Here is a 26130-nt window from a genome sequence, read left to right on the forward strand (position 1 = left end):
GTACATATCCGTTGCTGCGGTCATGGCCACTTAGGGTTCCGCCCTTACGGCGGCTCACTTTGGAAAAGCCCAAAAGTAACCAAAAGGGCTCTTGCCCCACCACTCGGCACCTCGCCTAGGCTCGGTGTGCCCGTCATCCGACATTGATTTGGGGGGCCGCCGCGCTGGGCCATCCCTGGCCCAGCGCGGCTAACCCGGCGTCCTGCCGGGTTACCCCCCCAAATCAATATCGGATGACGGCCAGCGTGGTTTAACGGGGCGCCTTCACAAGCTAAGCGAGGCGGCCTGACAGCCGACCTGATCATCGAAGCGTACGCGTACCCCTGTAGGAGCGGGCTTGCCCGCGATGGTCGTTAACGATGACGAATGAATACCAGATACTCTGATGTGTTCTTTCGGGCGTCATCGCAGGCAAGCCAGCTCCTACAGGGGAATGCAGCTTCGCGCTCTGGTTCTACTGTTGCTGTTGCTCTGCTTTTGATCTGGCTTTTGATCTTGGGTGCCCCGTCAAACCACGATGGCCGATCGCGGGGGGCCCACGGAGCAATGCCTGACTGCGGGCATGCCGAGCCTAGGCGAGGCACCGAGTGGTGGGGCAAAAGCGCTTTGGTTACTTTCGCGCTCTTCGAAAGTGACCCGCCGTAAGGGCGGAACCCTAAGTGGCCATGACCGCAGCAACGGATATGTACCCAAACCCAGCCCCCACAAGTTTTTTTGGGTAATCAACGGGTGCTATACGGCAACAGAAACACCACGCCGAGCCCCGCCAGCGAAATCAAGCCGAACCACGCCACCGGTCCCATGGCCCAGCCCCAACCCAGTACGCTGACGGCAAGACTCGCCGCCAGCATCCCCCAGCCCAGCACTCGCAGGCCACGTCGCAGCATCGGCGAGGGCAGGCGCCGCATGAGTTGCTGGTAATGGCGCTCCAACCCAAGGCACAACCCCACCATCCCCGCGCAGGCCAGTAATAACGCGACTATCAACACCATCTCAATTGACCTGCGCCACGGCGTGCTTGGCCACGCGCCGTGCGCTGCGTTCCTTGGGCGCCTGGTACAGCTTCCAGCACGGCCAGGCCAGCAGCAGGCCGAGGCCCACGGTGGTCAATTCCAGGTAGACGTAATCACCCAGGCTTTGCCCCAGCAGATTCAGGGCCGGCAGAGTGATACACAGGGCCGCGGCCAGGCCCAGTTGCTCGCGCCAGGCACTGCGCCAGGGGCGGACAATCGCGTGGCCCAGACTCAGCAACCACACCAGGAAAAACACCCGCACCTCCCAGCCACCGCGTTGGGCCAGTTCCACCGGCAGCAAGCGGTTGGCCCATAGCAAGGCCACGCACGCCACCATCAGCCCGGCCACCACCGCCACATTCAGCCGCTCGGCGATGTGGTAGAGCAGGGCGCCGACCGCGCCTTCGCCATCGTGGCGCCGGCGGCGCTTGACGGTAAACAGCACCACGCCGGTCGCCAGCATCGCGCAACTGGCCAGGCCGCAGACAAAGTACAACCAGCGCATGGAGTAGCCGCCAAACTGCGCAAAGTGCAGGCCGGCCATGACCTTTTGGGTCAGCAGGCTGGGCCGACTGACCGCCGGCTGGCGCAGGACTTCACCGCTGACCCCGTCAAACAGCATGCTCTGGCCCTTGGTCAGCTCGATGCGGTTGCCCAGCACCGGGCGCGCCTCGATCCGTGCGTCGCTGCGTCCGGGATTGTGGATCGACAAGCTGGACACCGGCCCCATGGCGCGCTCGGCCTCGGCCAGCACCGGGCCAAGCGCTGTCAGTTCGGCGGCCTCGCTGTGCTTGGGGCGTTCGCCGCGTACCTGTTGCTCGGCGGGCGCGCCACGCAAGGCGCGGAAGAGGTTGTCGCGGTCGCCGTCAAACAGCGCGTCCACCGCCGCCGGCATGTAGATCAGGTAGAAAATCACCAGCCCGGTGTAGGTAATCATCAAGTGAAAGGGCAACACCAGCACTGCAGTGGCGTTGTGCGCATCCAGCCATGAACGCTGGCCCTTGGCCGGGCGGAAGGTGAAGAATTCCTTGAAGAATTTCTTGTGGATCACGATTCCGCTGAGCAATGCCACCAGCATCGCGATTGCAGCCAGGCCGACCGTCCAGATCCCCAGTTCGCGCGGCAGGTTGAGGGTGAAGTGGAAGCGGAAGAAGAACCCGCCCCCAGCGGTTTCGCGCACGGCCAGCGGCTCGCCGGTGTGCGGGTCGAGCGCGGTGCCGCCGCCACGCCGTTGTTCGCCGGCCGATACGGTCAGGGTGTCGGAGCGTTCGCCGGGCAGGCCGATGTTCCAGGTGCGCGCCTCGGGATGCTGGCGCGCCAGATAGCCGAGGGCCTGTTGCGCAGCAGCGCTTTGCGACAGGGTGGAGGTGGGGATTTCCGGGCGCATCCAGCCGTCGATTTCCTTGTCGAACACCGCCAGGGTGCCGGTGAGGAAGATCGCAAACAGCAGCCAGCCGAACACCAGCCCGCTCCAGGTATGCAGCCAGGCCATGGCCTGGGTCAGGGTCTTGTGTTTCATCCCAGTACCTCACGCCATTGGGGCCAGAAGCCGATGGCGGCCAAGGGCAGTGCCAGGGCCATGCCGGCCCACGCGCGCCAGGCGTTGCGGCAGGCGAAGGCCCAGAGGATCGCCAGGGTGTAGATCAGGAACGAGGGCAGGCTGGCGACCACCAGGGCATCCACCTTGTCCATGGGCAACAGGCGCGCCAGGGCGGCGGTAAACGCATAGGTAAACAGGTAGCCGCCGATCAGCGCGGCGACCATCCGCGAGAGTGTCGGCCAGGCAGGGGATTTGCTTTTCATGGGGACTCATCAGAATCAGGTCAGCAACGAATATCCCCTGTAGGAGCCGGCTTGCCGGCGATCAGGCCTTTGAGCCTTGTGCTGACTTATCAGCCGCCATCGGCGGCAAGCCGGCTCCTACAGAGGGCGACCATGCATAGGGTTGACTCGAATGCTAGTGATTCTCATATGAGAGTAAACGCAATTTACAACTTATACACTTTGAGTCGCAGATGCAGGCACAGGCCGGGCGTGGTGTTCTGTGCCCACAGCTGGCCACCTTGCAACTGCACGATGCTGCGGGCAATCGACAAGCCCAGGCCATAACCGTCACCACCCGGGCGGGCGGCATTGAGGCGGGTGAAGGGCAGGAAGATCTGTTCCAGCTTGTCGGGCTCGATCCCCGGGCCCTGGTCCTGGAGGCACAGGTGCCAGAAATCGCCCTCAAGCACACCGGTCAAGCGCACCACACCGTGGTCGGGGGAATGGCGGATGGCATTGCGCAGGATATTTTCCAGGGCCTGGGCCAGGCCATTGAGGTTGCCCAGCACCCAGACGCCTGCGGGCAGTTCGCAGGGCAGGCGTTCGCTGGGCCAGCCGCTTTCAAAGCAGGCGTCTTCGCGCAGCAGGTCCCACAAAGGCTCCATCTCGACCGCTTCCACGGGCATGGATGGGCGTTCGGTATCCAGCCAGACCAGCTCCAGGGTGCTGCCGATCAAGCGTTCCATACCTTGCACTTCGCGCTCCAGGCGCTGGCGCAGGGCGCCTGGATCAGGCTCGCGCTCACCGGCCACCCGCAGCCGGCTCAAGGGCGTGCGCAGTTCGTGGGACAAGTCCCGCAGCAAGCGCCGTTGCAGCACCACCGTGCTTTCCAGGCGCTCGGCCATATGGTCGAAGGCCCGGGCCAACTCACCCAATTCATCGCGGCGGCGCGTCACCTGCGGCCCGACCCGCGAGGCCAGGTCACCGGCGCTCAGGGCATTGGCCTGGCGCCGCAGGATCACCAGCGGTGAAATCAGCACCCGGTACAACAGCACGCCAAACAACAACGCCAGGCCTGTCGGCAGCACCTGGCGCAGCAAAATGTCCCACAGGCCACGGCCCTGGCGCGGGTCCAGGTGCAGCGGCAACTCCATGACCAGGCGGGCTGCGCCGTCGCTGAACGGCATGTAAAACGTTGGCCGGCCACCAGGGCGGCCCACGGGCCAGTCGATCTGGCGCACAAAGTCCAGCTTGCGCCGTTCGACCGTGGTCAAGGCCTGGGAGGACAGCGAATGGTGGTCGTCCACCACCACCGCCCACACCTGCTCCTGGGCACGCAGGCTTTTGAGGAACTCATCGACCCCTGCCGCACCGCGCTCGCGCCAGGCCATTTCGGCCTGGCGCGCGTATTCGCCGAGGATGTAGCGGGTGGGGGTGGGCAGGCGCGCGGTGGCTTCATAGATACGCTGGCTCACATCCACTTGCAGGCTGACCACCAACAGGCACAGTACCGCCAGCAAGCCGATCAGTTTCCACAACAGCGAATGGCGGTTGGGCAGCCTCATGCTTGCAGCCGGGTCAGCATGTAGCCGGTGCTCCTGACCGTCTCCACGCGCCCGGCGGAGTAGCCGATGGCCTGCAACTTGCGCCGGATGCGGCTGACATGCATGTCCAGGCTGCGATCATGCCTGGAATAGGCACGGTGCATGACCTGCTGGTACAGAAACGCCTTGGTCAGCACCTCATCGACATGGGCCACCAGGGTTTCCAGCACCCGATACTCGGTGGTGGTCAGGTCGGCCCACTGCTCATTGAGACTGACATCGGTGCGTTGTTCGTCGAATGTCAGTTGCGGGTCCTCATTGCGCGCCGTGCCGGGCACCTCATGTTCATAGGCCACCCGGCGCAGGATCGCGTCGATGCGCACATCCATCTCCAGCATGCTGAACGGCTTGGGCAGGTAATCGTCGGCGCCCTGGCTGAACCCGGTGATGCGGTCCTGCTCGGCACCGAGGGCCGACATCAGGATCACCGGCACCCGTTGATGCCGGCGCAGTTGCGCGAGCACCTCCAGGCCGCTGCTGCCCGGCAGCATGATATCCATCAGGATCAGGTCGAAAGGTTGGGCGCGCACCAACTCGACGATCTCGCCACCGTCCTGGCGCAACGTGACATCGAAGCCACGTTGGCCCAGGTGGCTGTCCAGGTGGGCGGCGAGCACCGGGTCATCCTCGACGGCGAGGATGCGACGCGCAGCGGGGAGCGAAGGGTGGGCGTGCATGGGAATTTCCTGCGAATGCGAATGTTTCTAAGTCGCGCATTCTGGCAAATCTCCCGCCACATTCCTATCGATTGCGGATTATTGCTGCATTTGGAGAAAACGGCCGTATGCAGGGCAATGGCACCGCCTAACGCTGACAAGGATCTGTCTTGTTCAACAGATTGCCCGTCGAATACCACACGCGCTGCGCCGCCGGTCCCAGATCCAGGGCCACCGGCGCATCCGCACGCCCCTCCAGCAATGTTGGATAAACCCCCGGCTTGAGCGGCGACTGGCATACGATCGGCAACGATTGCACGGTGGTGAAATTCAAATCCACCGTAGACACCAACTGCGCCGCCGAAAACGGTGCTGGTGGCCCAGGTAGGGTAATGATTTCCTGGAAGTCCGGATCCTGGGCGATGTAGTGCGTCAAGTGCGCCTCATTGCCCCGGCCAAACAAGGTGTAGACCAGCTGTTTGGGGCGGTCGATGCCCAGGTTGAACGGCCGGTAGATCACCACCGCTTCGACCGTCACCGGCACGTTGTCAAACAACACCGGCCCCGGTGTGCCGCCGCCATCATTGGAGTAGCCGTCAAAGATCGTTGCCTTGAACGTGGTCACCTCACCGGCCTTGAGCTGGGGCAGGGTGAAGGTGTCGTTATCGACATTGATCAGGTTATACGGCTTGCTCGGGTTGGCCGCGCGCAGCGCCTGGTATTTGGCCATCACGTCGGCGGGCAGGCTGGCCTGCAGGACGATCTGGTACATGTGCTTTTCCGTGGTGAACATCGGCATGTGCACCAAAAACAGGGTCTGCGAGCCGACCATGAACATGCCGTGGTTGCCCGGTGCATCGGCATCGGCGCCGTTGCTGACTGCATGCAGTTCATGGGGCGAATGGGCCAGGGCTAGGGGGGCCAGGGCCATCGATAATGCGAGCAGGAGAGTGGCGAGGGAGCGTTTCATGGTTGACCGTCCTTGAGGGTTTCGAAGGCATGCACGCGCTTGATCAGGCTTTTTTGCTTGGCCGAATCGGCGTTGTTGAACAGGAACGAAAAGTCCGAGGCCAGGCTCGGGTCGCCGGCAATCGTTGCCTTTTGATGGCAGTCATTGCAGTTCAGGCCCTGGACGTAGGTCTCCATGGTGGTATTGGCCACCGGTACGTTGCTATCGCTGATAAAGGGTCCATAGGACAGGGGCACCTTTGCGCCGGCGCCCGGCTCGGGGTCCGGCGGTGTCGGGGCGGTGATCCACAGCACATTGACCAGCTTGTAGTACTGGAACACCGACTGGCCGCTGGTCTGCTGGGCGAAGCTGGCCTGCACCGCGCCGTTGAGCGCTTGCATGTCCGAAGGCAAGGGGTGTTCGCGGGTGGTCTGCACCGGTTGGTTGCGGGGATAGGGCTCGGTGCATTCGCGATCAGGGTGGTGCTGCTTGCACTGGATACGGGCTACGTTCGGCGTGCACACGTCAGGGCCACCGCTGCAATCGGGGTTGTAGAAGGTATAGCCGTCGGGCGGTGTCTGTTGCGCCGGGTTTTGCCCCGGTTCCTGTACGTTGTCCACTTGCTCGAAGGTGGTCCAGATGAAGTTCGGTGAACTCTGGGTCTTGTTGATGATATGCAGGCCCACCAGGCCTACCACCTGTTGGGTGCATTGCAGGGTGGCGGGGTTCTTGAGCCAGGCCACGGTGGTCAGGTAGCGCCCGTAGAGCTGGGGCTTGCCGGTGAGGATGCGCCAGGCGGCCTTGAGTTCCAGGGCGCCCAATTGTTCCTGGGGAAGCGGCTTGGCCGGCATCGAACGCATCAACTCGCCGGCCGGCAGCGACAGGCCTGCAGGGTGCTTGCCATCGCTGTTCTGTGCCACGGCCAGTTGATTGGCCGCATCGTACAACCCGTTGTCGACGATGTAGTCAAACTCGGCCTTGCCCACCTTGCGTTCGAAATACACCAGGTTGCCGGTCTGGTCCGTCAGCCAGCCACCGGCGGCCTCCATGATCGGGTCGGGAATCGACGCCAGGGTGCCGCTGGACAAGTGGAAGCGATGCTTGGCGTTGGTCGCGCTTTCCGAGGTGGCGTTCATGAATTTGCGCGCGCCTACCGACAGCGCTTTGAGGCTGCCCTCGCTGCTGCAATTGGACGGCACCAATGTCTGCACGCCCCAGCCTGTGGGCGGTCGGGCGCCGGGCAGGAATATATCGTTAGCGTCTTTAAAGCTTGCCCACACCGGCGCGGTGGTCATGGGTTGCCCGGCGACCTGGGGCACGCCAAATTGCGCCATGCTGATCTTGCGGTTCGGCTCGCCCGCGAGGGCTGCATTGGCTGGCCATCCGGGATCCACGGGCCAGTTCAGGGCAATAAACAGCTGCCAGCCAAAACAGTTCATGAAGCTCTGGCCAGTGGTGTTGAAATTGTTGACGGGTAGAAAACCGCCGCTGTTGGGGTCGAACACCAACTGCTGCTGGACGCAGGTATCGGCATCCGATGCCTGGGCCGTGGGCAGGAGAAACAGCGACAGCAGCGTGCTGACCAGCAGCAGACCACGTAAGCGAAATCTGTACATCATCGCGCTCCTTGCATGAAGGTGAAGCTTCTAGCCGTTCTGTAGGAGCCGGCTTGCCGGCGAAAAACCTGAGAGCACCACTGGGCATCAGATACCCCGCGTTATCGTTGAGGATTCTCGCTGGCAAGCCAGCTCCCACAGGGGGGGGTGTTTGCCCTTAAAGGGATGGCACCAGCGCCAGCCCGGATTCCCATGGGTGGTCCGCCGCGCTGACGTTATCCGCTTCGCCCGGGTTGAGCGCGCGGACCGTCACCAGCCCCGGCGCCGCGTTTTTCGCGACGCTGATGGTCATGATGTAACCCTGGGTACCGCCCGCATTGGTCTGGCCGGGAATGGCCGAGGCATCGGGCAAAAACTTCGTGACCTGCGCGGTCACCCCGGGGTTGCTGAACTGGATCCGTGCAGTGGCGGCGGTGGTCTTGAGGTCGGCGCCTTGCACCACCAGCGCGAACTGCCCGCTGCTGCCTGGGGCCAGCCAGGCCGGCAGGTCGGTGGGCGACTGGCCGTAGAACAGGTCCAGCGGCAACAGCTGCACCGGCCAGGGTTGCAGGCCATTGACCCGGTCCTGCACGCAAGGGGACGGCGGCGCCGTGGTGCTTGGGGTGGCGGTCACACTCAGGCCCACCAGCAGTTGCTGGGCAATCACCCACACATAGTCCACGGCCTGGCCGTTGATGGTGATGTCATTGATCGAGAACCCCGCGCTTTGCGGGACCTCGAACACCGCCTGGAGGATCTGGTCGGAGCCGTTGATCGCCGATTTGGCGGTACCACGGGTGATGCGCCAGTACTGGCTCACATCCTGCCCCTGCGGGCCTTTCCAGGCACTGAAGTTGGTGGGTTGTTGCAGGTACAGGGCGATGGGGTTGGTCAGGGAAATACGGCTGCTGATGGCCGCCTCATTGGCCGCAAAGCCGATATGCGGGTCGGAGTTGCGATAGTTCTGCCCATACTGCGCGCAGCAGATCAGTGACTGGGGGTTCTGGCTGCTTTTCAGGGGCCGCATGATCGTGGCCGCTGCCGCCAGGTACACCTCGGCGCTGAGGGTGTTGGGGCCGGAGGTCAGGTGCATTGCGCCGCCGAACTGGCCGGGGGTACAGGCGGTGCCGGCGTTCCATTTGTTGACGGTGTCGTAGGCCGGCAGGCCCGTGGTCGGGTCGATCACCGGGTCACCGGCATTGCCGGTCGGGCAGTTGGCGGTGTAGCGCAGGTACAGGTCTTGCAGTTGCACGTTCGGGTCGATGTAGTCGCGATACAGCCCCAGCACTGCATTCGGATCGATGCGCCACATGGCCAGGAAGTACGCCGGGTTTTCGCTGGTGAAGGTGATCTTGCGCATCTTGCCGTTGGTATCGCGCACAATCGACCACTCGCAGTATTCGTCCAGCCAGCCCCGTGGGCCGGAGGGCGAGAAATCCTTGTACTTGCCGTTCCAGTCGATACTCGGGCAACGGGTCACCGGCAGTTGTAGCAGGGTGCCTTTCTTGTCCGGGTCGTACAGGGTGTAGAGGGTGTTGTTGAGGGTGATCTGGCCGTTGTCGGTCAGTTCCATGACCTGTTGCAGGGTCATGGCCTTGCCGCCCAGTTGCGGAATCACGGCCGTGCCGTTGTTGTAGAAAAACGTCCACAGCCGGTTAGGGAAGGGTTGCCAGGTGATTGCCGGCGGGGTGACGTCGCCATAGCCCTCGACCAGCGGGTTGTAATAGCCCGAGCGCGGCGCGTCGTTGAGGCCCGACCACGGGTTGCCGATGATCGCCGCTTCGGTCCAGCCGGTGACGTCGTTGTTCCAGTCGGTTTCAAATTGCGGCAACTGGTTTTCCAGGCCCAGCTTGTTGTAGTCCTTTGGTGCTTGCCCAGCGGGGGAGGTGAATTGCTTGAACGGCGTGCTCATGACAGATCTCCATGGGGTGTGGGGGTAGAAGCTGCGCAGCAACCGGCACTCGGGGGAGGGTCGGCAACGGTCTGGCGCGGGTCGTCCCACACCAGTTGGGCGATAAAGCCAGGCAGCGGCGCGTACTCTTGCGGCGCCAATACCCGGCCACTATCGAGATGGGTGACCAGCAGGCTCAACTGCACGGCGTCCGTGGGGCCCAGGTGCAACGCCGTGGCACTGCGCGCCGCATTCAGTGCGCGGCAGACGCCGTGGGTGATGCAGCGCCCCTTGTCATCCACCAGCCCCATGCCGATGCGGCTGAAGCGCCCGACGTAGTGCGGGTTATCCGCGTTGACCTGCTGGGGCGTGGCGTCGGGCTGGTTGAGGAACACGTCGATCAAATAGGTGTCATGGGTGCAGCGCACATGGTCGAACACCACCCATGGGCCGCTGGCCTGGGCCTGCTCCTGGACCGGCGCGGCACTGTGGGGGCAGCACGCACTGGCGCTGGCGCGGCGGGCGCCGAACGGCGGCGCCACCGGGGTGGCGTAGTCGTAGCCGATGTGCCGGCTGTCCTGGGCCATATCGCCCAGGGTGGTGTAGCGCCAGGCATCGGCACTGGTGAACGTGACCGCGTCGGCCTGGCTGCCGGCAAACGGCTGGAGCAGGCATTGGGTGGTGTATTGCGCCGCCGGGTTGGCGCGGATCCAGATCTCCAGCACGCGGTCGATATTGGCGTGATAGGAGCAGAACAGCGGGTCAAACGCGGTGTAGGCGTTGTCGGCCATATCGCCGCCGATCCAGCCGTGATAGTTGTCGTGGGGCTGTTCGTACAGGCCATCGAAATTCAGCGTGCGGTTGGGGTACAGCGCGTCCTTTTGCGGTGGATCAAACACGGTGATATTGGCCCAGGGATACCCCGGCACGCCCTGGGGCTGGCTGAAGGTCTTGAATTTCAAGGCGTCCACCACCTGCTGCTGGAAAATCCGGCTCATGCCGTACAGCTGGGTACGTTTGAACCGCTGTTGGTCGCCCTGGGTGTAGAACAGCGGGTTGCGTTGCACGAAGCCGCAGTCCACCCCCTCGACATTGCCCGAGGCGCAGACTTTCGAGCGGCCATCCTTGGCCGCCGCATACCGCAACGGGTTGCGCCGCACCTCGCCGCTGTGCGGGTGCACATAGGTCTCATCGAGAAAGGCCTGGGGCAGGCCGGCCTGGGGGCTGCCGTCGACACTGGCGTCCTCGGCCATCCAGTCCCAGTAGGGGATCGGATAGTCAATCAAGGCTTCCAGGTACAGCAGGTAAGCGCGATGCCACAGGGCAAAGGCTTCCTGGTAATGCAGGCACCAGTTGGTGTGGATATAGGCATAGCGCTGCCAGGGTGAGCCACTGTCCGGATTGCCGATCTGCATCACGTCGTCGAGCCGTGCGCGGTACAGGTCCAGCTGTTCCTGGCTCAATGCGCGGATGTCCTGGCGCACGCGCTTGACCGGGTGCGGCAGGTCTGGAGGCGGGATGCGCTCGGCGATATCGAACGGCGAAAAGCTGTTCAGGCGCCAGCCCTGGTTGACCCACAACCGGAAGGTTTCCAGGGCGTCGATAGGCCAGAACTGCCGGTCATCCAGGGTCAGCGGCATATTGCGCGACGCCAGGTGCTGGTAGATAGTTTCGGACCAGGTCTTGACCGAATCGGGGTCTTGCAGGAACACATCGTAGGCATTCATGCAGCGCACCCACGAGCCTGCGACGTTGGCGCGATCTGCCGCCGGGATCCAGTAAGGCGCGGTGAAAAGCCCTTGGATATCAGCGGTCCATGTCGGTTTCGCGACTATCATAAGATCCCTCTCATGCAGCCCCCATGCTGGATCTGCCGGGGCTGCTAAGCTGGATTTGATAGTAACGGGCCACTGTGCAGAGAATTGTGCAAATTGGCCCGCTTTTACGGCGGATTCATTGCAGTTTTCTCAAGGAAGAAGTGGAAATAATGACAGACGCCATGGATTTGAAAATTCTCGGCAAGTTGCAGAAAGACTGCACCCAAAGCCTGGACCTGCTCAGCGACAGCGTGGGGCTGTCCTCGACCAGTTGTTACCGGCGCATCCGGCGCCTGGAGAGCGTGGGCATCATCAAGGCGAAAGTCGCGGTGCTGGATGAAAAAAAGCTGGGGATCCAGGTCACCGCGTTCTTTTTGATCAAGCTCGACAAAGACAGCAACGACATTGATCGCAAGATGCAGCACATCCTGGCCAATCACCCGGAGATCCAGGACTGCTACCTGATGACCGGAGAGTTTGATTTTGTGATGGTGGCCAAGTTTCGCGATGCCACGGAGTACACCGAATACATCTATCGGTTTCTCGACACTTACCGGGATATTCCGATTCGTACGTATTCTTCGACGTTGGTGGTGCGCACCGTGAAGAAGTCTTATGAGTTGCCGTTGCAGGGCGTGCAACATCTGTAGACGCCCATGAGACGCAGCTCATTGAAAATGTGGGAGCGGGCTTGCTCCCACAGGGTGATGCGTTCGCTGTAATGATCCGGTTGTCTATCAGGCCGCCACAGCCTGAAGCTGCAACCCACCCTCGACATCCTTGACCAACCCACTGGCCAGCAACAGCGGCAGCAAGCGCTTGTGCAACTGCGGCTCGACGAACTCCTTGACCGTTTCCAGTGCCAAGTCGCCACTGCCAGGCAGCTCGGCCTTGGTGTACGACAGCCAGGCCTTTTTCAGCATCTGTAGCACATCGCTGCCAGCGGTCAACGCAAAGCGCCGGTGGGCCACCTGGCCCAGGAAGTTGAAGCTGTGCTGACACTCGTAACCTTTCTCGTCACCCGCACTGGCAACACAGCGCACACAGGTGCAAGGGCCATCGCCGAAGGCCGCCTGCAGGTAGCTATTGAAATCCACCACAGGCTTGAGCGACAGGCGCTTGTCTACTTCGAACAGGTCGCCGGTCATTTTTGCATCGTTACTCAAGGTGCGTTTCCTCGCAGGTCTACAGCTGGTTCTTCAAAGCGCGGCATCATACCCCATCTGTAGGAGCCGGCTTGCCGGCGAAGACCCTGAGAGGGCACGCCGCGGCATCGTTAACCACTGTTCCTACACGGGGCTGTGGCCCAGGCGGCCCTTGATCCAGTCGTACAGGTTGTTGCCTTCGCTCGACAGCTCGCTGTTGGCCCGGCGGCACAGGTAGTACTGGCGCCCGTCATCTGCCTGCACGTCAAACAGTTGCACCAGTTCCCCCCTGGCCACCAGCGGCGCCACCAACGGCGCACGCAACAGCGAGCAGCCCAGGCCGGTGAGGGTGGCGACCAGGGTCAACTGGCCGTCCTCCAGCAGCAGGCCATTGTGCGAGTGGGTGTGCGGCACCTGGGCCGCGTCGAACCATTGGCCCCAGGTACCACGCTCTTCGTCGTGCAGCAGTGGCAGTTCGCTGAGGGCTTGCGGCGTGGCGATGGGGCCGTGGCGCTGGAGGAACTCGCGGCTGCAGAACGGCGTGACCGCGCCGCTGATCAGTGGCTCGCTGTGATACCCCGGCCAGTGCCCGGTGCCGAAGCGGATCGACAGGTCGGCGGCATCGCTGGGGTAGCTGCGGTGGTTGGCGTAGGTGATGTTGATATCCAGCGCCGGGTTGGCGCTCAAAAACTGCGGCAGGCGCGGGATGAACAGGTGGGTCGCGAACATCGGGATCAGGCTGATGGTGACCTGGCGCGTCGCGCTTTTTTCCCGCACGTGCTCGGTGGCACTGCGCAGCACCGCGAATGCCGAGCGAATCGCCCGGTAGTACTCGCGGCCTTCGTCGGTCAACCCCAGGTTGCGGCCCTGGCGCAGGGTCAGGGGCTGTTGCAGGAAGCTTTCGAGCAAGTGCAACTGATGGCTGACAGCCGAGGGCGACACCCCCAGTTCGCGGGCGGCGGCATTCACCCCACCATGGCGGGCAAAGGCTTCGAACGTGCGCACGGCACGCAAGGGTGGATCGTTGGCTAACTGTTCTAAATTATTCATGTGTTGAATTAAATACCAAGTAAAAAGATAAATAAAGCGGCATCAGTGGGGAAAATGTGCCGCATATAGGGCGTTTGGTATTGGGTATAAACATATTCCTTTCAGATATTTGATAAAAACAGAATAAATAACTAGTGTTCCGCGCTCGGACTTTTAGTCGGTGCGCCCTGGCACCGATGTTTTCTGTGTATGGAGTTGATGGTTCTCATGGATGCGTTTATCCAGCAACTGCTCAACGGCTTGCTGTCGGGCAGTCTCTACGCCTTAGTGGCCTTGGGTTACACCATGGTCTACGGCATTTTGCGGATCATCAACTTCGCCCACGGCGATGTGTTGATGATCGGCGCGCTGGTGGGCCTGTCGGTGATCCGGGTGTTGCAGGCGGCCTGGCCGGATATGCCGCCGGTGCTGTTGCTGCTGGTGGCGGCAATGATCGCCATGGCTTTCTGTGCGGTGCTGGCGGTGGTGATCGAGCGCGTGGCCTACCGGCGCTTGCGTAACGCCCCGCGCCTGGCGCCATTGATCAGTGGTATCGGCGTGTCGCTGTTGTTGCAAACCGTGGCGATGCTGGTCTGGACCCGTAACCCGCAGATGTTCCCGCAATTGCTGCCCCTGGAGCCCATCGAAGTGCTGGCCGGCGATGCCACCCACGCCGCCGTGACCAATGCCACCGCCCTGACCACCATTGGCGTGGCCTTGAGCCTGATGGTCGGGCTGTTGCTGCTGGTCGAGCGCACGCGTTTTGGCCGGGCCATGCGCGCCGTGGCCGAGAACCCGCAAGTGGCGAGCCTGATGGGCATCAACCCCAACCGCATCATCGTCATGACCTTCGCCATCGGCGGCGCCCTGGCCGCGCTGGCGGGCATCATGATGGCCAGCAACTATGGCAGCGCGCATTTTTATATGGGCTTTTTGCCCGGCATCAAGGCGTTTACCGCGGCGGTGCTGGGCGGCATCGGCAACCTCAAGGGCGCGATGCTCGGCGGCCTGCTGCTGGGGCTGATCGAAGCCCTCGGCACCGGGTACCTGGGGGCCGCCACCAACGGCGTGTTCGGCAGCAACTACCAGGACGTGTTCGCCTTCATCGTGTTGATCGCGGTGCTGGTGTTCCGGCCCCAGGGGTTGTTGGGCGAACGACTGGCGACCCGCGCATGAGCCTGGCAACCGCTGTGAGCCCTTCGAGCAAACGCGCCAGCCTTGGGCTGTTGCTGTTCGCCCTGGCCCTGGTATTGGCCCCGTGGATTGTCGGGCATGCCGGCGGCAATACCTGGGTGCGCACCCTGGACTTTGCCCTGCTGTACATCATGTTGGCCCTGGGCCTGAACATCGTGGTGGGCTATGCCGGCCTGCTGGACATGGGCTTTATCGCGTTCTACGCGGTGGGCGCCTACCTGGCGGCCTTGCTGTCATCGCCCCATTTGTTGCAACAGTTCCCGGCCTTGCTGGCGCTGATGCCGCAGGGCATGCACACCTCGATCTGGCTGATTTTGCCGCTGGCGGCGCTGCTGGCGGCGGGGTTCGGGGTGATTCTGGGGGCGCCGACCCTGCGCCTGCGCGGCGATTACCTGGCCATCGTCACCCTGGGCTTTGGCGAAATCATCCGCATCCTGCTGCGCAACCTCGACCGCCCGGTGAACCTCACCAACGGCCCCAAGGGCATCGCCCAGGTCGATCCGGTGACGCTGCTGGGGGTCAACCTGGGGCGTACCCAGGAACTGTTCGGCCTGCGCTTGCCCTCGGTCTACCTCTATTACTACCTGTTCGCCGCACTGGTGGTGCTGATCCTGTTTGCCTGCATCCGCCTTCAGCGCTCGCGTATCGGCCGCGCCTGGATGGCGATCCGCGAGGACGAAGAGGCGGCCCAGGCCATGGGCCTGAACACCCTGCGCCTGAAGCTGCTGGCATTTGCCATCGGCGCGGCGTTCGGCGGGATCAGCGGGGCGCTGTTTGCCTCATTCCAGGGCTTTGTTTCACCCGAATCCTTCACCCTCAATGAGTCCATCGCCGTGCTGGCCATGGTGGTGCTCGGCGGCATGGGGCATATCCCCGGGGTGATTCTGGGCTGCGTGTTGCTCGCCGCCCTGCCCGAAGCGTTGCGCGCCAGTATGGGCCCCTTGCAGCAGGCGCTGTTTGGCCAAGTGCTGGTGGACCCGGAGATTATCCGCCAGCTGTTCTACGGCCTGGCGCTGATTCTGGCGATGCTGTATCGACCCGCCGGCCTCTGGCCGAGCCGCACAGGAGGTGCACCTTGAACCATCCGTTATTGCAGATCGAGAAGGTCAATAAACAGTTTGGCGGCGTGGCTGCGCTCGATGACGTGAGCTTGAGTATCGAGGCCGGGGAAATCTACGGCCTGATCGGGCCCAATGGCGCCGGCAAGACCACCTTCTTCAATGTGATGACGGGGCTGTACACCCCGGATTCCGGGCGCTTCCAGCTCGACGGCGAGGAGTACCAGCCCACGGCGGTGCACCAGGTGGCCCGTGCCGGCATTGCGCGCACGTTCCAGAACATCCGCCTGTTCAACGCCATGAGCGCCCTGGAAAACGTCATGGTCGGGCGCCACGTGCGCACCCATAACGGCGTGTGGGCGGCCTTGAGCGGGCACTCGCGCGGGCGCGAGGAAGAAGCGCAGACCCGCGCCCACGCCCACCGCCTGCTGGCCTATGTCGGCCTCGCCGGGTTTGCCCACTACCGTGCCGACAGCCTCTCCTACGGCCACCAGCGGCGCCTGGAAATTGCCCGCGCCCTGGCCACCGAACCGCGCCTGCTGGCCCTCGACGAGCCGGCCGCCGGGATGAATGCCAGCGAGAAAGTGCAACTGCGCAGCCTGCTGGAAAAGATCCGCGATGACGGCCACACCCTGCTGCTGATTGAGCATGACGTGAAGCTGGTAATGGGCGTGTGCGACCGCATCAGCGTGCTGGACTACGGCCGCGTGATCGCCGTGGGCGCGCCGGCCGAAGTGCGCCGCCACCCGCAAGTGATCCAGGCCTACCTGGGAGCCGGCGCCCATGTCTGAAGCGTTGTTGCAGATTGACGGCCTGAAGGTGCGCTACGGCGCCATCGAGGCGGTCAAGTCCCTGGACCTGCATATTAATGAAGGCGAACGGGTGACGTTGATCGGCGCCAATGGCGCCGGCAAGAGCTCCAGCCTCAAGGCCCTGACCGGGTTGCTGCCGGCCGCTGCGGGGCAGATCCGCTTTGCCGGCCGCTCGATCCTCAGCCTGGCGCCCCATGAGCGCCTGACCCTGGGCATCGCCATGGTGCCCGAAGGGCGCGGCATTTTTGCGCGCATGAGCGTGCTGGAAAACCTCCAAGCCGGGGCGTTCCTGCGCCGCGACCCGCACCAGGTGAACCTGGAAATCCGCCAGTTGTTCGAGCATTTCCCACGCCTGGAAGAGCGCTTGCAGCAATCGGCCGGCCTGCTCTCCGGCGGCGAGCAGCAGATGCTCGCCCTGGCCCGTGCGCTGCTGTCCAAGCCGCGGTTGCTGGTGCTTGATGAGCCCTCCATGGGCCTGGCGCCGATCATGGTCGAAAAGCTGTTCCAGGTGATTGATGATGTGTGCCGCCAGGGCATGACCCTGCTGCTGGTGGAGCAGAATGCGCGCCTTGCGCTGCAAGTGACTGACCGCGCCTACGTGATGGACACCGGGCGCATCAGCCTCAGCGGCGCCAGCGCGCAATTGCTCGACCACCCCGAGGTGCGCAGTGCCTACCTCGGTGAATAACCCATGACAAACGCCACCGGACGCCCGGCGTGTTTCGCCCACCCCACAGGCCATGAGGGCCTGATGAGAAACAGGAAAAACTGATGAACAAGACTGCCCCCTTCAAACGCGTACTGCTGTTGAGCCTGGCCCTGAGCGGTGTGGCCCAGGCCGACCAGACGGTCCTGATCGGCCTGGCCGGGCCGCTGACCGGCCCGTCGGCGCGGATCGGCAAAGACCTGGAAAACGGTGCGCAACTGGCCATTGACCAGGCCAACGCCAAGCACTTGAAAATCAACGGCCAGGCCGTGACGTTCAAGCTGGTTTCCGAGGATGATCAGTCCGACCCACGCACCGCCGTCACCGTGGCCCAGCGCCTGGTGGACGAAGGCGTGGTCGGCGTGGTCGGCCACTGGAACACCGGCACCAGCATCCCCGCCGCGCGGGTCTACCATGACGCCGGGATTGCCCAGGTCGCACCGGTCGCCACCGGTCACGCCTACACCCAGCAAGGTTTCGACACCAGCTTCCGGATCATGGGCCATGACGATGACGGCGGCCAGGTCGCCGGCGACTACGCGCTCAAGACCCTCAAGGCGCAGCGCATCGCCGTGATCGACGACCGCACCGCGTTCGGCCAGGGCCTGGCGGACCAGTTCGTCAAATCCATCGAGGCCGGTGGCGCCAAGGTGGTTGCCCGCGAATACGTGGACGACAAGACCATCGATTTCAGTGCGGTGCTGACCAATATTCGCGGGCAGAACCCGGACCTGATCTTCTTCGGTGGCGTCGACTCCCAGGCTGCACCGCTGGCCCGACGCATCAAGCAGTTGGGGATCAAGGCGCCGTTGATGGGCGCGGGCGGCTTTGTCAGCCAGACCTTCCTGCAACTGGCACAGAACGAAGGCGAGGGCGTGATCGCCCTGGAGCCGGGCCTGGCCGTGGCGCAGATGCCGGGTGGCAAGGCCTTCGAAGAGGCCTACAAGGCGCGCTTCAAGAGCAACATCGAGCTGCACGCACCCTTCGCCTATGACGGCGTGGGCGTGCTGATCGCCGCTATCGAGCAGGCCAACTCCACCGATCCGCAGAAGTACCTGCCCGTGCTGCGCGCCATCAGCTATCCAGGCGTGACCGGGACCATAGCGTTCGATGCCCAGGGCAATCTACAGAACCCGTCGTTCACCGTTTACCAGGTCAAGGCCAATCAATGGCAACCGGTGAGCGTGGCTGGCGGTAAAAAGTAACGCGTCAGCTCCCCATGTAGGAGCTGGCTTGCCAGCGATGGTATCGCCTCGGTAGACCTGAAACACCGAGTGCACCGCATCGCTGGCAAGCCAGCTCCTACAGGGGGCTTCGCAGCCATTTGAATGAGGCACGCAATGAGCAAACTCGAAGGTGAACTGGGCATCCTGGCCCGCCGGCGTATCGAAGCCGAGATCATCAAGCCGATCTACGAAATCCTCGTGCGCGAGCAGGGCAAGGCCTTTGCCGCCGCGGTGATTGGCGAGGCGGTGGGCAATGCCGCGATCCAGGCCGGCAAGCATTTTGCTGCCCAGGAAGAGCAGGGCGCCGACCTCAAGAGCTTCGTTGAGCTGCAAGTGCTGTGGGAAAAAGACGACGCGCTGAAAGTCGAGATCATCGCCAGCGACGCCGAGCATTACGACTACGACGTCAAGCGTTGCCGCTACGCCGAGATGTACCACGAGATGGGCCTGGGCGAGATCGGCCACCTGTTGTCGTGCAACCGCGACGAACTGTTTATCGTCGGCTACAACCCCAATATTGAATTGACGCGCACCCAGACCATCATGGGCGGCGCGCCAAGCTGTGACTTCCGCTACCACGCCAAGCCTCGGGAGCCGCGCTCGTGAGCGCCCTGGCGCGGGTCAACGGCGAGCGCCTGTGGGACTCGCTGATGGAAATGGCGCAGATCGGCGGCACGCCCAAGGGCGGCGTGTCGCGCCTGGCCCTGACCGACGAAGACCGGCGCGGGCGCGACCTGTTCGTGGCCTGGTGCACGGCGGCCGGGTGCAGCATCCGCGTGGACGCCATGGGCAACATCTTCGCCCGCCGCGCCGGCCGCCATGACCACCTGGCCCCGGTGCTGACCGGCTCCCACGGTGACTCGCAGCCAGCAGGCGGCAAGTTCGATGGCATCTACGGCGTACTCGCCGGCCTGGAAGTGCTGCGCACCTTGAACGACCTGGGCATCGAGACCGACCGGCCGATCGAGGTGGTCAACTGGACCAACGAAGAAGGCTCGCGTTTTGCCCCGGCGATGATTTCCTCGGGGGTGTATGCCGGGGTGTTCGACCTGGAATACGGCTTGTCCCGCGAAGACAAGGCCGGCGTGACCATTGGCCAGGCGCTGCAACAGATCGGCTACGCCGGCCCGCATCCGGTGGGTGGCCAGGCGGTGCATGCGGCGTATGAGCTGCATATCGAGCAGGGCCCGATCCTTGAGGCCCAGGACCTGACCATCGGCGTGGTCACCGGCGCCCAGGGCCAGCGCTGGTATGAAGTCGAGCTTTGCGGGCGCAGCGCCCATGCCGGCACCACGCCCATGGATCACCGCCTGGATGCACTGCTGGGCTTTGCCCGGGTGGTGGAGGCGGTCAACCAGATCGGCCTGGCCCAAGGCGCCGAAGGGCGGGCGACGGTGGGCATGGCCAATATCTTCCCCAACTCGCGCAATGTGGTGCCGGGACGGGTGTTTTTCAGCGTCGAGTTCCGCCATCCCGATGAAGCGGTGCTGGCCGTGCAGGACCAGCAACTGCACGAAGCGGTGGCACGGATCGCCGAGGGTATTGGCTTGCAGGCCAGCGTCAAGCAGATCTTCCAGTACGCACCGATTGCCTTCGACAAAGACTGCGTGGACGTGGTGCAGGCTGCGGCGCAGGCCCTGGGTTATAGCCATCGGCGCATGATTTCCGGGGCAGGGCATGATGCCTGCTACCTGAACCAGGTCGCGCCGACGGCGATGATCTTTGTGCCGTGCGTGGATGGCTTGAGCCATAACGAGGCGGAAGAAATCCACCCGCACTGGTCCACAGCGGGGGCGGATGTGTTGTTGCAGGCGATTCTGGCTTCGTCAGGCGAATAGGCTGAAGTCATCCCTGGTGGGAGCTGTCTGTGCGGTGTTGCCCTTACCCCCGCACAAACAGCCTGCTCATCACTTGCAACAGCCGATCATCCGTGCCGGCTGCGCCTATCACCTGCAACCCCACCGGCATGCCCCTCACGTGCCCCACCGGCAGGCTGATCGCGGGGAGACCGGTGAGGTTCCAGGCACTGGTATGGCTGAGCACGGCGGCGCGTACGTCAATCTCCTGTTCGCCCACCCGCACTTCGCGCGCATTCACCTCGGTGGCGGTAATCGGCACGCTGGGCGACACCAGCAAGTCATAGTGTTCGAACAAACGCGCCATCGCCGCTTGGTACTGCGCCTGGCTTGCCTGTGCGCGAATGTATTGCCAGCCTTTGACGTCCCTCGACACCTCGAGGCGCTCGCGTACCTCCTGGTCAAACTTGTGCGGCGCATCCTGCATGCGCTCGGCATGTACCTCGAAGGCCTCGGCACGTTGCAGGGTCAGCAGGGTGTCCTTCATGCCCGGCGCCATTTTTTGCAGCGCGTCGGTGTGCTCAAGCGTGTCGCCAAACAGCTGCTGCGCCGCCTGGTACACCTGCTGATTCACGTCGGCATCCACCGGGCCGAAGCTGCCACAGGTGAGCCAGCCAACCCGCAGCGGCTGCGCAGTGGCCGCAGGCGCACACGGGCGGGCGGCGAGCACCTCGAACAGCAGGCGCGCATCTTCGACGTGATTGGCGATGGGGCCGACATGGTCGAGGCTCGAGGCCAGCGGGAACACGCCGTCCACCGGCACGCAGGCAAACGAAGGCTTGAAGCCGACCGCGCCGCACAAGGCCGAAGGGATGCGGATCGAGCCGCCGGTGTCGGTACCCAGGGCCAGCGGTACCATGCCGCTGGCTACCGCCGCCGCACTGCCGGCGCTGGAGCCGCCCGTGATGCAACGGGCATCCCACGGGTTGCGTGCGGCGCCCTGCAACGAGCGGTCGCCGGTCGGGCCGTAGGCGAATTCGTGGGTCAAGGTCTTGCCGACAATCACCGCCCCGGCCTCGCGCACACGTTGCACGCACAGCGCATCGCGCTGCGGCAGGCAACCGTCGAAATGCGCGGAGCCGTAGGTGGTGATGTAGTCAAACGTGTCGATGTTGTCTTTGACCGCGACCGGTATGCCGTGCAGCGGGCCCAGGTCCAGGCCCTGGGCCAACAGCGCGTCGGCCTTGCGCGCCTGGGCCAGGGCGACGCAGGCATCGACTTGCACGAACGCATTCAATAGCGGATTCAAACGCTCGATGCTGTCCAGGGCCGCTTGCGTCAACTCGACACTGGTCACGCTGCCGGCACGCAGGCGCGCGGCCAGCGTGACGATCGACAGGCCAAAGAAATATCCAGCGTGGGCAGGCTTCACCAGGCTCATGTAAACAACTCCATCAAACAGCGGCGGGTATAGAGGGTGCGGCGACCTGGCGGCCACCTGGGCGCACCATCAGCATGGCGCTCATGCCCAGCGCCGTGGCCACTGCGGCAGCCACGAACATCGACGAGTAGCCGTAACGAACGGTCAGGTAGCCGGTGAGCATCGGGGCGATGAACGACGCGGTGTTGGCAATAAAGTGCGTCATGCCGCTGTAGGCACCCACCCGATTGGACGGCGCAGTGTCGATCACCACGGCCCAGTACACGGAGTTGGGCAGGGCGTTGAGCGCGTTGGCCAGCGTCATCAGGGCTATCACGCCCCACACGGTCTGGGCCTGGGACACCATGATGAAGCACAAGGTGGTCAGCAGCAGGCAGGTTGCTGCCAGCCAACTGCGGGCGACTTTCAGGTTGCCGGTGCGGCGCAGCAGCAGGTCCGATATTTTGCCGCCCAGCAGTACGGTGAAGCAGGCGCCGGTCCACGGGATCATGCCCATGTACCACAGCGACGACAGGTTGTAGTGGAACTCATCCTGCAGGTACTTGGGGGTCCAGGTCAGCAGCAGGAAGGTCACGTACACAAACGAGAAGTAACCGACGGCGTTGAGCAACAGGTCCTTGTTCTTGAAGAAGTGCCAGACCGGCGCAACGCTGGTGGTGGGGGTCGATGCGTTAGCGGCTTCGGCGCGCTCTTTACGCAAAAAGTCGAGTTCGGCCTTGGACACGCGCGGGTTTTCATCCGGGGTGTTGGTGAAGCGGGTCATGAAATAGATCAGCAGCGCCAGGCTGGCCACGCCCAGCACCACGAACATGCTGCGCCAGCTGCCGGTCAGGGTTTGCAGGCCCACGGCCACTGGTGCGGTCAGCAGTGCACCCAGTGGGGTGCTCAGCAGGCCCACCGACACCACAAAACCGCGCTCCTTGGGCGTGGCCCAGTTGGCCACGCTCTTGTTGATCACGGAGTACGCCGGACCTTCGGCAAACCCGAACATCACACGGATGGTGGCGAAGCCGGCCATGGCCGAGCCACCGAGGAACGCCAGTCCGAAATCGCCGGCAAATGCCGTGGCAATCTCGAAGATCGACCACGTGGCACCGGCGATCAGCCAGATGCGCCTGGCACCAAAACGGTCGGCCAGAATGCCGCCGACCAGTGCCCCCAGGATGTAGCCGTAACCGAAGTAACCCAGCACGTTGCCCCAGTCGGCCTTGTCGAAACCGTACTCGGGAAGAATGCTCGCCGAGGCATAGGCAATCGCGCCTCGGTCGATGTAGTTGAGCAATGCCATCAGCATGATCAGGAAGAAAATCTGGTAGCGGAAAGACGGGATAGCGGGGCTATTCATAGGGATCTGACTCTTCAAAATGATGGCAGAAGTCAAAAAGTCGGCCGCGTCCGGCGTATTTTTATTGTTTACCCAAACGTTTGGGTTGGCGAAATGTAAGGCGCTGAAAATTTTTAGTCAAACGTTTGGGTAAAGATTTATCTGCGGCTGCGACACGCCCGTTCGGGTAGACTCTGCGCGCTAAATATCAGACAGTCGGAAGCCCCACCACTATGCCGAGCCCCTCTCGCCCAGCCACCTTGAAGTCCATGGCGACTGCACTTGGCGTGCATGTTTCCACGGTGTCCCGGGTACTCAATGGCGACCCGGCGGGGGTCGAGCGAGCGGCCTCGGCCGAAGTGGTGGCGCGCATTCGTGCATTGGCCAAAGAGCTCGATTACCGGCCGAACACCCAGGCATCGAGCCTGAAGTTGCGCAAAAGCCAGGAAATCTGTGTGCTCATGCCAAGGCTCACTGACCTGGTGATGGCAACCATTTATGACAGCATCGACAGTGCGGCCGAGCAGGCCGGCTACCTGACGTTCGTTTCCAATACCGACGACCAGCAACCTCGCCAGATGGCGCGGGCCGAGCACGCCCTGCGCCGTTCGGTGGCGGGGTTGATCGTCGGCGACTCCCATGTGGGCGAAAGCCAGCCGCTACTCGACCTGTTGACGCGCAAGCACATCCCCTACGTGCTGGTCAGCCGGCAGATTGCCGGGCATCTGGCGGCGTGCAGCGACGATGAACTGGGCGGCTGGCTGGCGGCCGAGCACTTGTACCAGTTGGGCTGTCGCGATGTGGCGATCCTGGCGGGTGAACGGCATGCCTCCACCGGCGCGGATCGCACCCGTGGGTTTACCCGCTATTACCGTGAGCAGGGCATCACCCTGCGCCCGGAGTGGACGCTCAATGGTCCTTTTGACAGCCTCACCGGGCACCGCCAGGGCGAATACCTGTTGGGGCTCAACCCACGGCCCCAGGCGTTTTTCGCGGTCAATGACTTCCTGGCCATCGGCCTGATGGGCGCCGCACGGGACAAGGGCCTGATGCCGGGCAAGGACATTGCGGTGGTGGGCTTCAACGACATACCGCTGGCCAATGAGTTGATGGTCCCCCTGACCAGCGTGCGCCTGCCGCTGGCAGAGATGGGCCGCCATGCGGTTGAGCTGTTGCTCAAACGCATCGAGGGCGAGGCTGTCGAGTCGATCATGGTGGCGCCGCAGTTGCAGGTGCGGGCGAGTTCGTCTTTGTTGCGCTGACTGAGGGCGGGTCAGTGGCGGTCGAACATGTGGGAGCTGGCTTGCCCGCGATCGCGGCATAGGTATCTACACAGCTCTCGTCTGGGGTTGTGTACATATCCGTTGCTGCGGTAATGGCCACTTAGGGTTCCGCCCTTACGGCGGGTCACTTTCGAAAAGCGCGAAAGTAACCAAAGCGCTTTTGCCCCACCACTCGGTGCCTCGCCTAGGCTCGGCATGCCCGCAGTCAGGCATTGCTCCGTGGGCCCGCCGCGATCGGCCATCCATGGCCGTGTCGCGGCTACCCCGGCATCCATGCCGGGGTGCCCACTGCGCAATACCTGCCTGCGGCCATCGTGGTTTAACGGGGCGCCTAAGATCAAAAGCCAGATCAAAAGCAGAGCAACAGCAGAACCAGAGCGCGAAGCTGCATTCCCCTGTAGGAGCTGGCTTGCCTGCGATGACGCCCGAAAGAACACATCAGAGTATCTGGTATTCATTCGTCATCGTTAACGACCATCGCGGGCAAGCCCGCTCCTACAAGGGTACGCGTACGCCTTGACGATCAGGTCGGCTGTCAGGCCGCCTCGCTTTGCTTGTGATTTTGATCTTAGGCGCCCCGTTAAACCACGCTGGCCGTCATCCGATATTGATTTGGGGGGTAAACCGGCAGGACGCCGGTTTAGCCGCGCTGGGCCATGGATGGCCCATCGCGGCGGCCCCCCAAATCAATGTCGGATGACGGGCACACCGAGCCTGGGCGAGGTGCCGAGTGGTGGGGCAGGAGCCCTTTTGGTTACTTTTGGGGCTCTTTTCCAAAAGTGACCCGCCGTAAGGGCGGAACCAATAGCCGCCGTGACCGCAGCAGCGGATATGTACACAACCCCAGACGAGAGTTGTGTAGATACCTATGCCGCAATTGCGGGGTGTCAGTCACGGGATTTATCGCCTGACACACCGCTATCGCGGGCAAGCCCGCTCCCACAGGGCCGGGTCAATCCAGTCAGCGAAAAAACTCCCCCGGCGTCGCAGCAAACTGCTGGCGAAACGCTGCGATAAACGCCGAAACCGACTCATAGCCACAGCCCAGCGCCACATCCGTCACCCGCTCCCCGCGTTCCAGGTCGGGCAGGGCGCCGAGCAGTCGCAGCCGCTGGCGCCAGGCGCGGTAGGTCAGGCCGGTATCGCTCAAGAACAACCGGCTCAAGGTTTTTTCACTGACCCCCAGTTTCTGGCTCCACTGCCCCAGCGTGGTCGCCTGTTCCGGGTGCAGGCGCAAGCTGCGGTAGATCTGCCGCAGACGGCTGTCCACCGGCAGCGGCAGCATCAGGTCGACCTGGGGCGCGGCGGCCAATTGGTCGAGCAGCACCTGGGCCAGGCGCCCATCCGGGCCATCTTCGGCATATTCCACCGGCAGTTCGCTGAAACGGCGGATCAACTCGCGCAACAGGTCGCTCACCGCCAGTACCTGGCAGTGTCCCGGCGCCCAGGTCGTTACGCTGCAGTCCAGGTACAGGCTACGCATTTCGGTGTGTGGCGAACTGAACACCCGATGGGGCATTCCCGCCGGGATCCATACCGCCCGTTGCGGCGGCGCGACGAAGCGTCCGGCGCTGGTCTGGATTTCCAGCACCCCGCAAATCGCATACGACAACTGCACCCACGGATGGCTATGGCGGCGGGTCAGGGCGCGGTTGGGCAGGGATTCGGTGCGGCCATACACCGGGCGCGGCAGGCTGGCGAGCCCGGGGATGCTGCGGCGAACAGCCTTTTCATGTCCTTTAGGCGGCATTTACTGGCTCATTGGCGTTAGTCGGTAACCGGTTGTTACGTTAGAGTCGCCACGACGCCCTGGCAACCCCTGGAAGA

At 63.3% G+C, this 26130-nt stretch carries 23 protein-coding genes; 9 read left to right on the top strand and 14 right to left on the bottom strand.

Annotated elements, in window-relative coordinates; translation table 11 throughout:
- Positions 1–722 precede the first annotated feature (722 nt).
- The 9 genes from HBO12_RS00005 to HBO12_RS00045 form a co-directional block, all read right to left on the bottom strand.
- A complete protein-coding gene (locus HBO12_RS00005; protein ID WP_170041006.1) occupies positions 723–992 on the bottom strand; it encodes a DUF3325 domain-containing protein in 270 nt (89 codons plus the stop codon).
- A 1-nt stretch (position 993) separates the two neighbouring features.
- Complete coding sequence (locus tag HBO12_RS00010; protein WP_170041007.1) at positions 994–2532, bottom strand: PepSY-associated TM helix domain-containing protein; 1539 nt, start codon at positions 2530–2532, stop codon at positions 994–996.
- A complete protein-coding gene (locus tag HBO12_RS00015; RefSeq protein WP_169957354.1) occupies positions 2529–2816 on the bottom strand; it encodes a DUF3649 domain-containing protein in 288 nt (95 codons plus the stop codon). The genes HBO12_RS00010 and HBO12_RS00015 overlap by 4 nt, the downstream gene beginning before the upstream one ends.
- A 185-nt stretch (positions 2817–3001) precedes the next feature.
- The gene (locus HBO12_RS00020) at positions 3002–4342 is read right to left on the bottom strand and encodes a sensor histidine kinase (RefSeq protein WP_170041008.1); all 1341 of its coding nucleotides are present in this window, start codon (positions 4340–4342) and stop codon (positions 3002–3004) included.
- Entirely contained in the window at positions 4339–5058 is a 720-nt protein-coding gene (locus tag HBO12_RS00025; protein ID WP_170041009.1) for a response regulator transcription factor, read from the bottom strand. Before HBO12_RS00025 ends, HBO12_RS00020 begins: the two co-directional genes overlap by 4 nt.
- Before the next feature lie 127 nt (positions 5059–5185).
- Positions 5186–6007 carry a hypothetical protein gene (locus HBO12_RS00030; protein ID WP_169957359.1) on the bottom strand — a complete coding sequence of 274 codons (822 nt, stop codon included), beginning with the start codon at positions 6005–6007 and terminating at the stop codon, positions 5186–5188.
- The gene (locus HBO12_RS00035) at positions 6004–7602 is read right to left on the bottom strand and encodes a hypothetical protein (protein WP_170041010.1); all 1599 of its coding nucleotides are present in this window, start codon (positions 7600–7602) and stop codon (positions 6004–6006) included. Before HBO12_RS00035 ends, HBO12_RS00030 begins: the two co-directional genes overlap by 4 nt.
- Positions 7603–7759: 157 nt before the next feature.
- Positions 7760–9493: a hypothetical protein gene (locus HBO12_RS00040; protein WP_169957241.1), complete on the bottom strand. Its 1734-nt coding sequence runs from the start codon at positions 9491–9493 to the stop codon at positions 7760–7762.
- Entirely contained in the window at positions 9490–11310 is a 1821-nt protein-coding gene (locus HBO12_RS00045) for a tyrosinase family protein (RefSeq protein ID WP_170041011.1), read from the bottom strand. The genes HBO12_RS00040 and HBO12_RS00045 overlap by 4 nt, the downstream gene beginning before the upstream one ends.
- A gap of 161 nt (positions 11311–11471) precedes the next feature.
- Between HBO12_RS00045 and HBO12_RS00050 the strand changes: the two genes are divergently transcribed.
- A complete protein-coding gene (locus HBO12_RS00050; protein WP_169957257.1) occupies positions 11472–11939 on the top strand; it encodes an Lrp/AsnC ligand binding domain-containing protein in 468 nt (155 codons plus the stop codon).
- Between the two features lie 87 nt (positions 11940–12026).
- On the opposite strand, the gene HBO12_RS00055 is transcribed toward HBO12_RS00050, so the two are convergent.
- Both HBO12_RS00055 and HBO12_RS00060 read right to left on the bottom strand, forming a co-directional pair.
- On the bottom strand, positions 12027–12455 hold the full coding sequence (locus HBO12_RS00055; protein WP_170041012.1) for a hypothetical protein: 429 nt from the start codon (positions 12453–12455) through the stop codon (positions 12027–12029).
- A gap of 123 nt (positions 12456–12578) precedes the next feature.
- Entirely contained in the window at positions 12579–13484 is a 906-nt protein-coding gene (locus HBO12_RS00060) for a LysR substrate-binding domain-containing protein (RefSeq protein WP_169957245.1), read from the bottom strand.
- A gap of 207 nt (positions 13485–13691) precedes the next feature.
- Between HBO12_RS00060 and HBO12_RS00065 the strand changes: the two genes are divergently transcribed.
- The 7 genes from HBO12_RS00065 (at position 13692) to HBO12_RS00095 (ending at position 20297) form a co-directional block, all read left to right on the top strand.
- A complete protein-coding gene (locus HBO12_RS00065) occupies positions 13692–14639 on the top strand; it encodes a branched-chain amino acid ABC transporter permease (RefSeq protein WP_170041592.1) in 948 nt (315 codons plus the stop codon).
- The gene (locus tag HBO12_RS00070; protein ID WP_169957247.1) at positions 14636–15736 is read left to right on the top strand and encodes an ABC transporter permease subunit; all 1101 of its coding nucleotides are present in this window, start codon (positions 14636–14638) and stop codon (positions 15734–15736) included. Before HBO12_RS00065 ends, HBO12_RS00070 begins: the two co-directional genes overlap by 4 nt.
- On the top strand, positions 15733–16506 hold the full coding sequence (locus HBO12_RS00075; protein WP_099168260.1) for an ABC transporter ATP-binding protein: 774 nt from the start codon (positions 15733–15735) through the stop codon (positions 16504–16506). The genes HBO12_RS00070 and HBO12_RS00075 overlap by 4 nt, the downstream gene beginning before the upstream one ends.
- Positions 16499–17215, top strand: coding sequence for an ABC transporter ATP-binding protein (locus HBO12_RS00080; RefSeq protein ID WP_057438694.1), 717 nt, complete (start codon positions 16499–16501; stop codon positions 17213–17215). Before HBO12_RS00075 ends, HBO12_RS00080 begins: the two co-directional genes overlap by 8 nt.
- An 83-nt stretch (positions 17216–17298) precedes the next feature.
- On the top strand, positions 17299–18438 hold the full coding sequence (locus HBO12_RS00085; RefSeq protein WP_169957250.1) for a branched-chain amino acid ABC transporter substrate-binding protein: 1140 nt from the start codon (positions 17299–17301) through the stop codon (positions 18436–18438).
- Positions 18439–18573: 135 nt separating this feature from the next.
- Positions 18574–19065 carry an L-2-amino-thiazoline-4-carboxylic acid hydrolase gene (locus tag HBO12_RS00090; protein ID WP_057438692.1) on the top strand — a complete coding sequence of 164 codons (492 nt, stop codon included), beginning with the start codon at positions 18574–18576 and terminating at the stop codon, positions 19063–19065.
- A complete protein-coding gene (locus HBO12_RS00095) occupies positions 19062–20297 on the top strand; it encodes an allantoate amidohydrolase (RefSeq protein ID WP_170041013.1) in 1236 nt (411 codons plus the stop codon). The genes HBO12_RS00090 and HBO12_RS00095 overlap by 4 nt, the downstream gene beginning before the upstream one ends.
- A gap of 43 nt (positions 20298–20340) precedes the next feature.
- Here the strand turns inward: HBO12_RS00095 and HBO12_RS00100 are convergent, their stop codons facing one another.
- Both HBO12_RS00100 and HBO12_RS00105 read right to left on the bottom strand, forming a co-directional pair.
- Positions 20341–21696, bottom strand: a complete 1356-nt coding sequence (locus HBO12_RS00100) for an amidase (RefSeq protein WP_170041014.1) — start codon at positions 21694–21696, stop codon at positions 20341–20343.
- Positions 21697–21709: 13 nt separating this feature from the next.
- Positions 21710–23041, bottom strand: coding sequence for an MFS transporter (locus tag HBO12_RS00105; protein ID WP_169957254.1), 1332 nt, complete (start codon positions 23039–23041; stop codon positions 21710–21712).
- A 248-nt stretch (positions 23042–23289) separates the two neighbouring features.
- Here HBO12_RS00105 and HBO12_RS00110 point away from each other — a divergent pair, with 248 nt between their 5' ends.
- Entirely contained in the window at positions 23290–24282 is a 993-nt protein-coding gene (locus tag HBO12_RS00110; RefSeq protein ID WP_262376857.1) for a LacI family DNA-binding transcriptional regulator, read from the top strand.
- A gap of 982 nt (positions 24283–25264) precedes the next feature.
- Here the strand turns inward: HBO12_RS00110 and HBO12_RS00115 are convergent.
- Positions 25265–26053 carry an AraC family transcriptional regulator gene (locus HBO12_RS00115; RefSeq protein WP_170041015.1) on the bottom strand — a complete coding sequence of 263 codons (789 nt, stop codon included), beginning with the start codon at positions 26051–26053 and terminating at the stop codon, positions 25265–25267.
- Positions 26054–26130: the final 77 nt, after the last annotated feature.

It is taken from the genome of Pseudomonas sp. WS 5059 (genome assembly GCF_012985525.1).
GTDB lineage: Bacteria > Pseudomonadota > Gammaproteobacteria > Pseudomonadales > Pseudomonadaceae > Aquipseudomonas.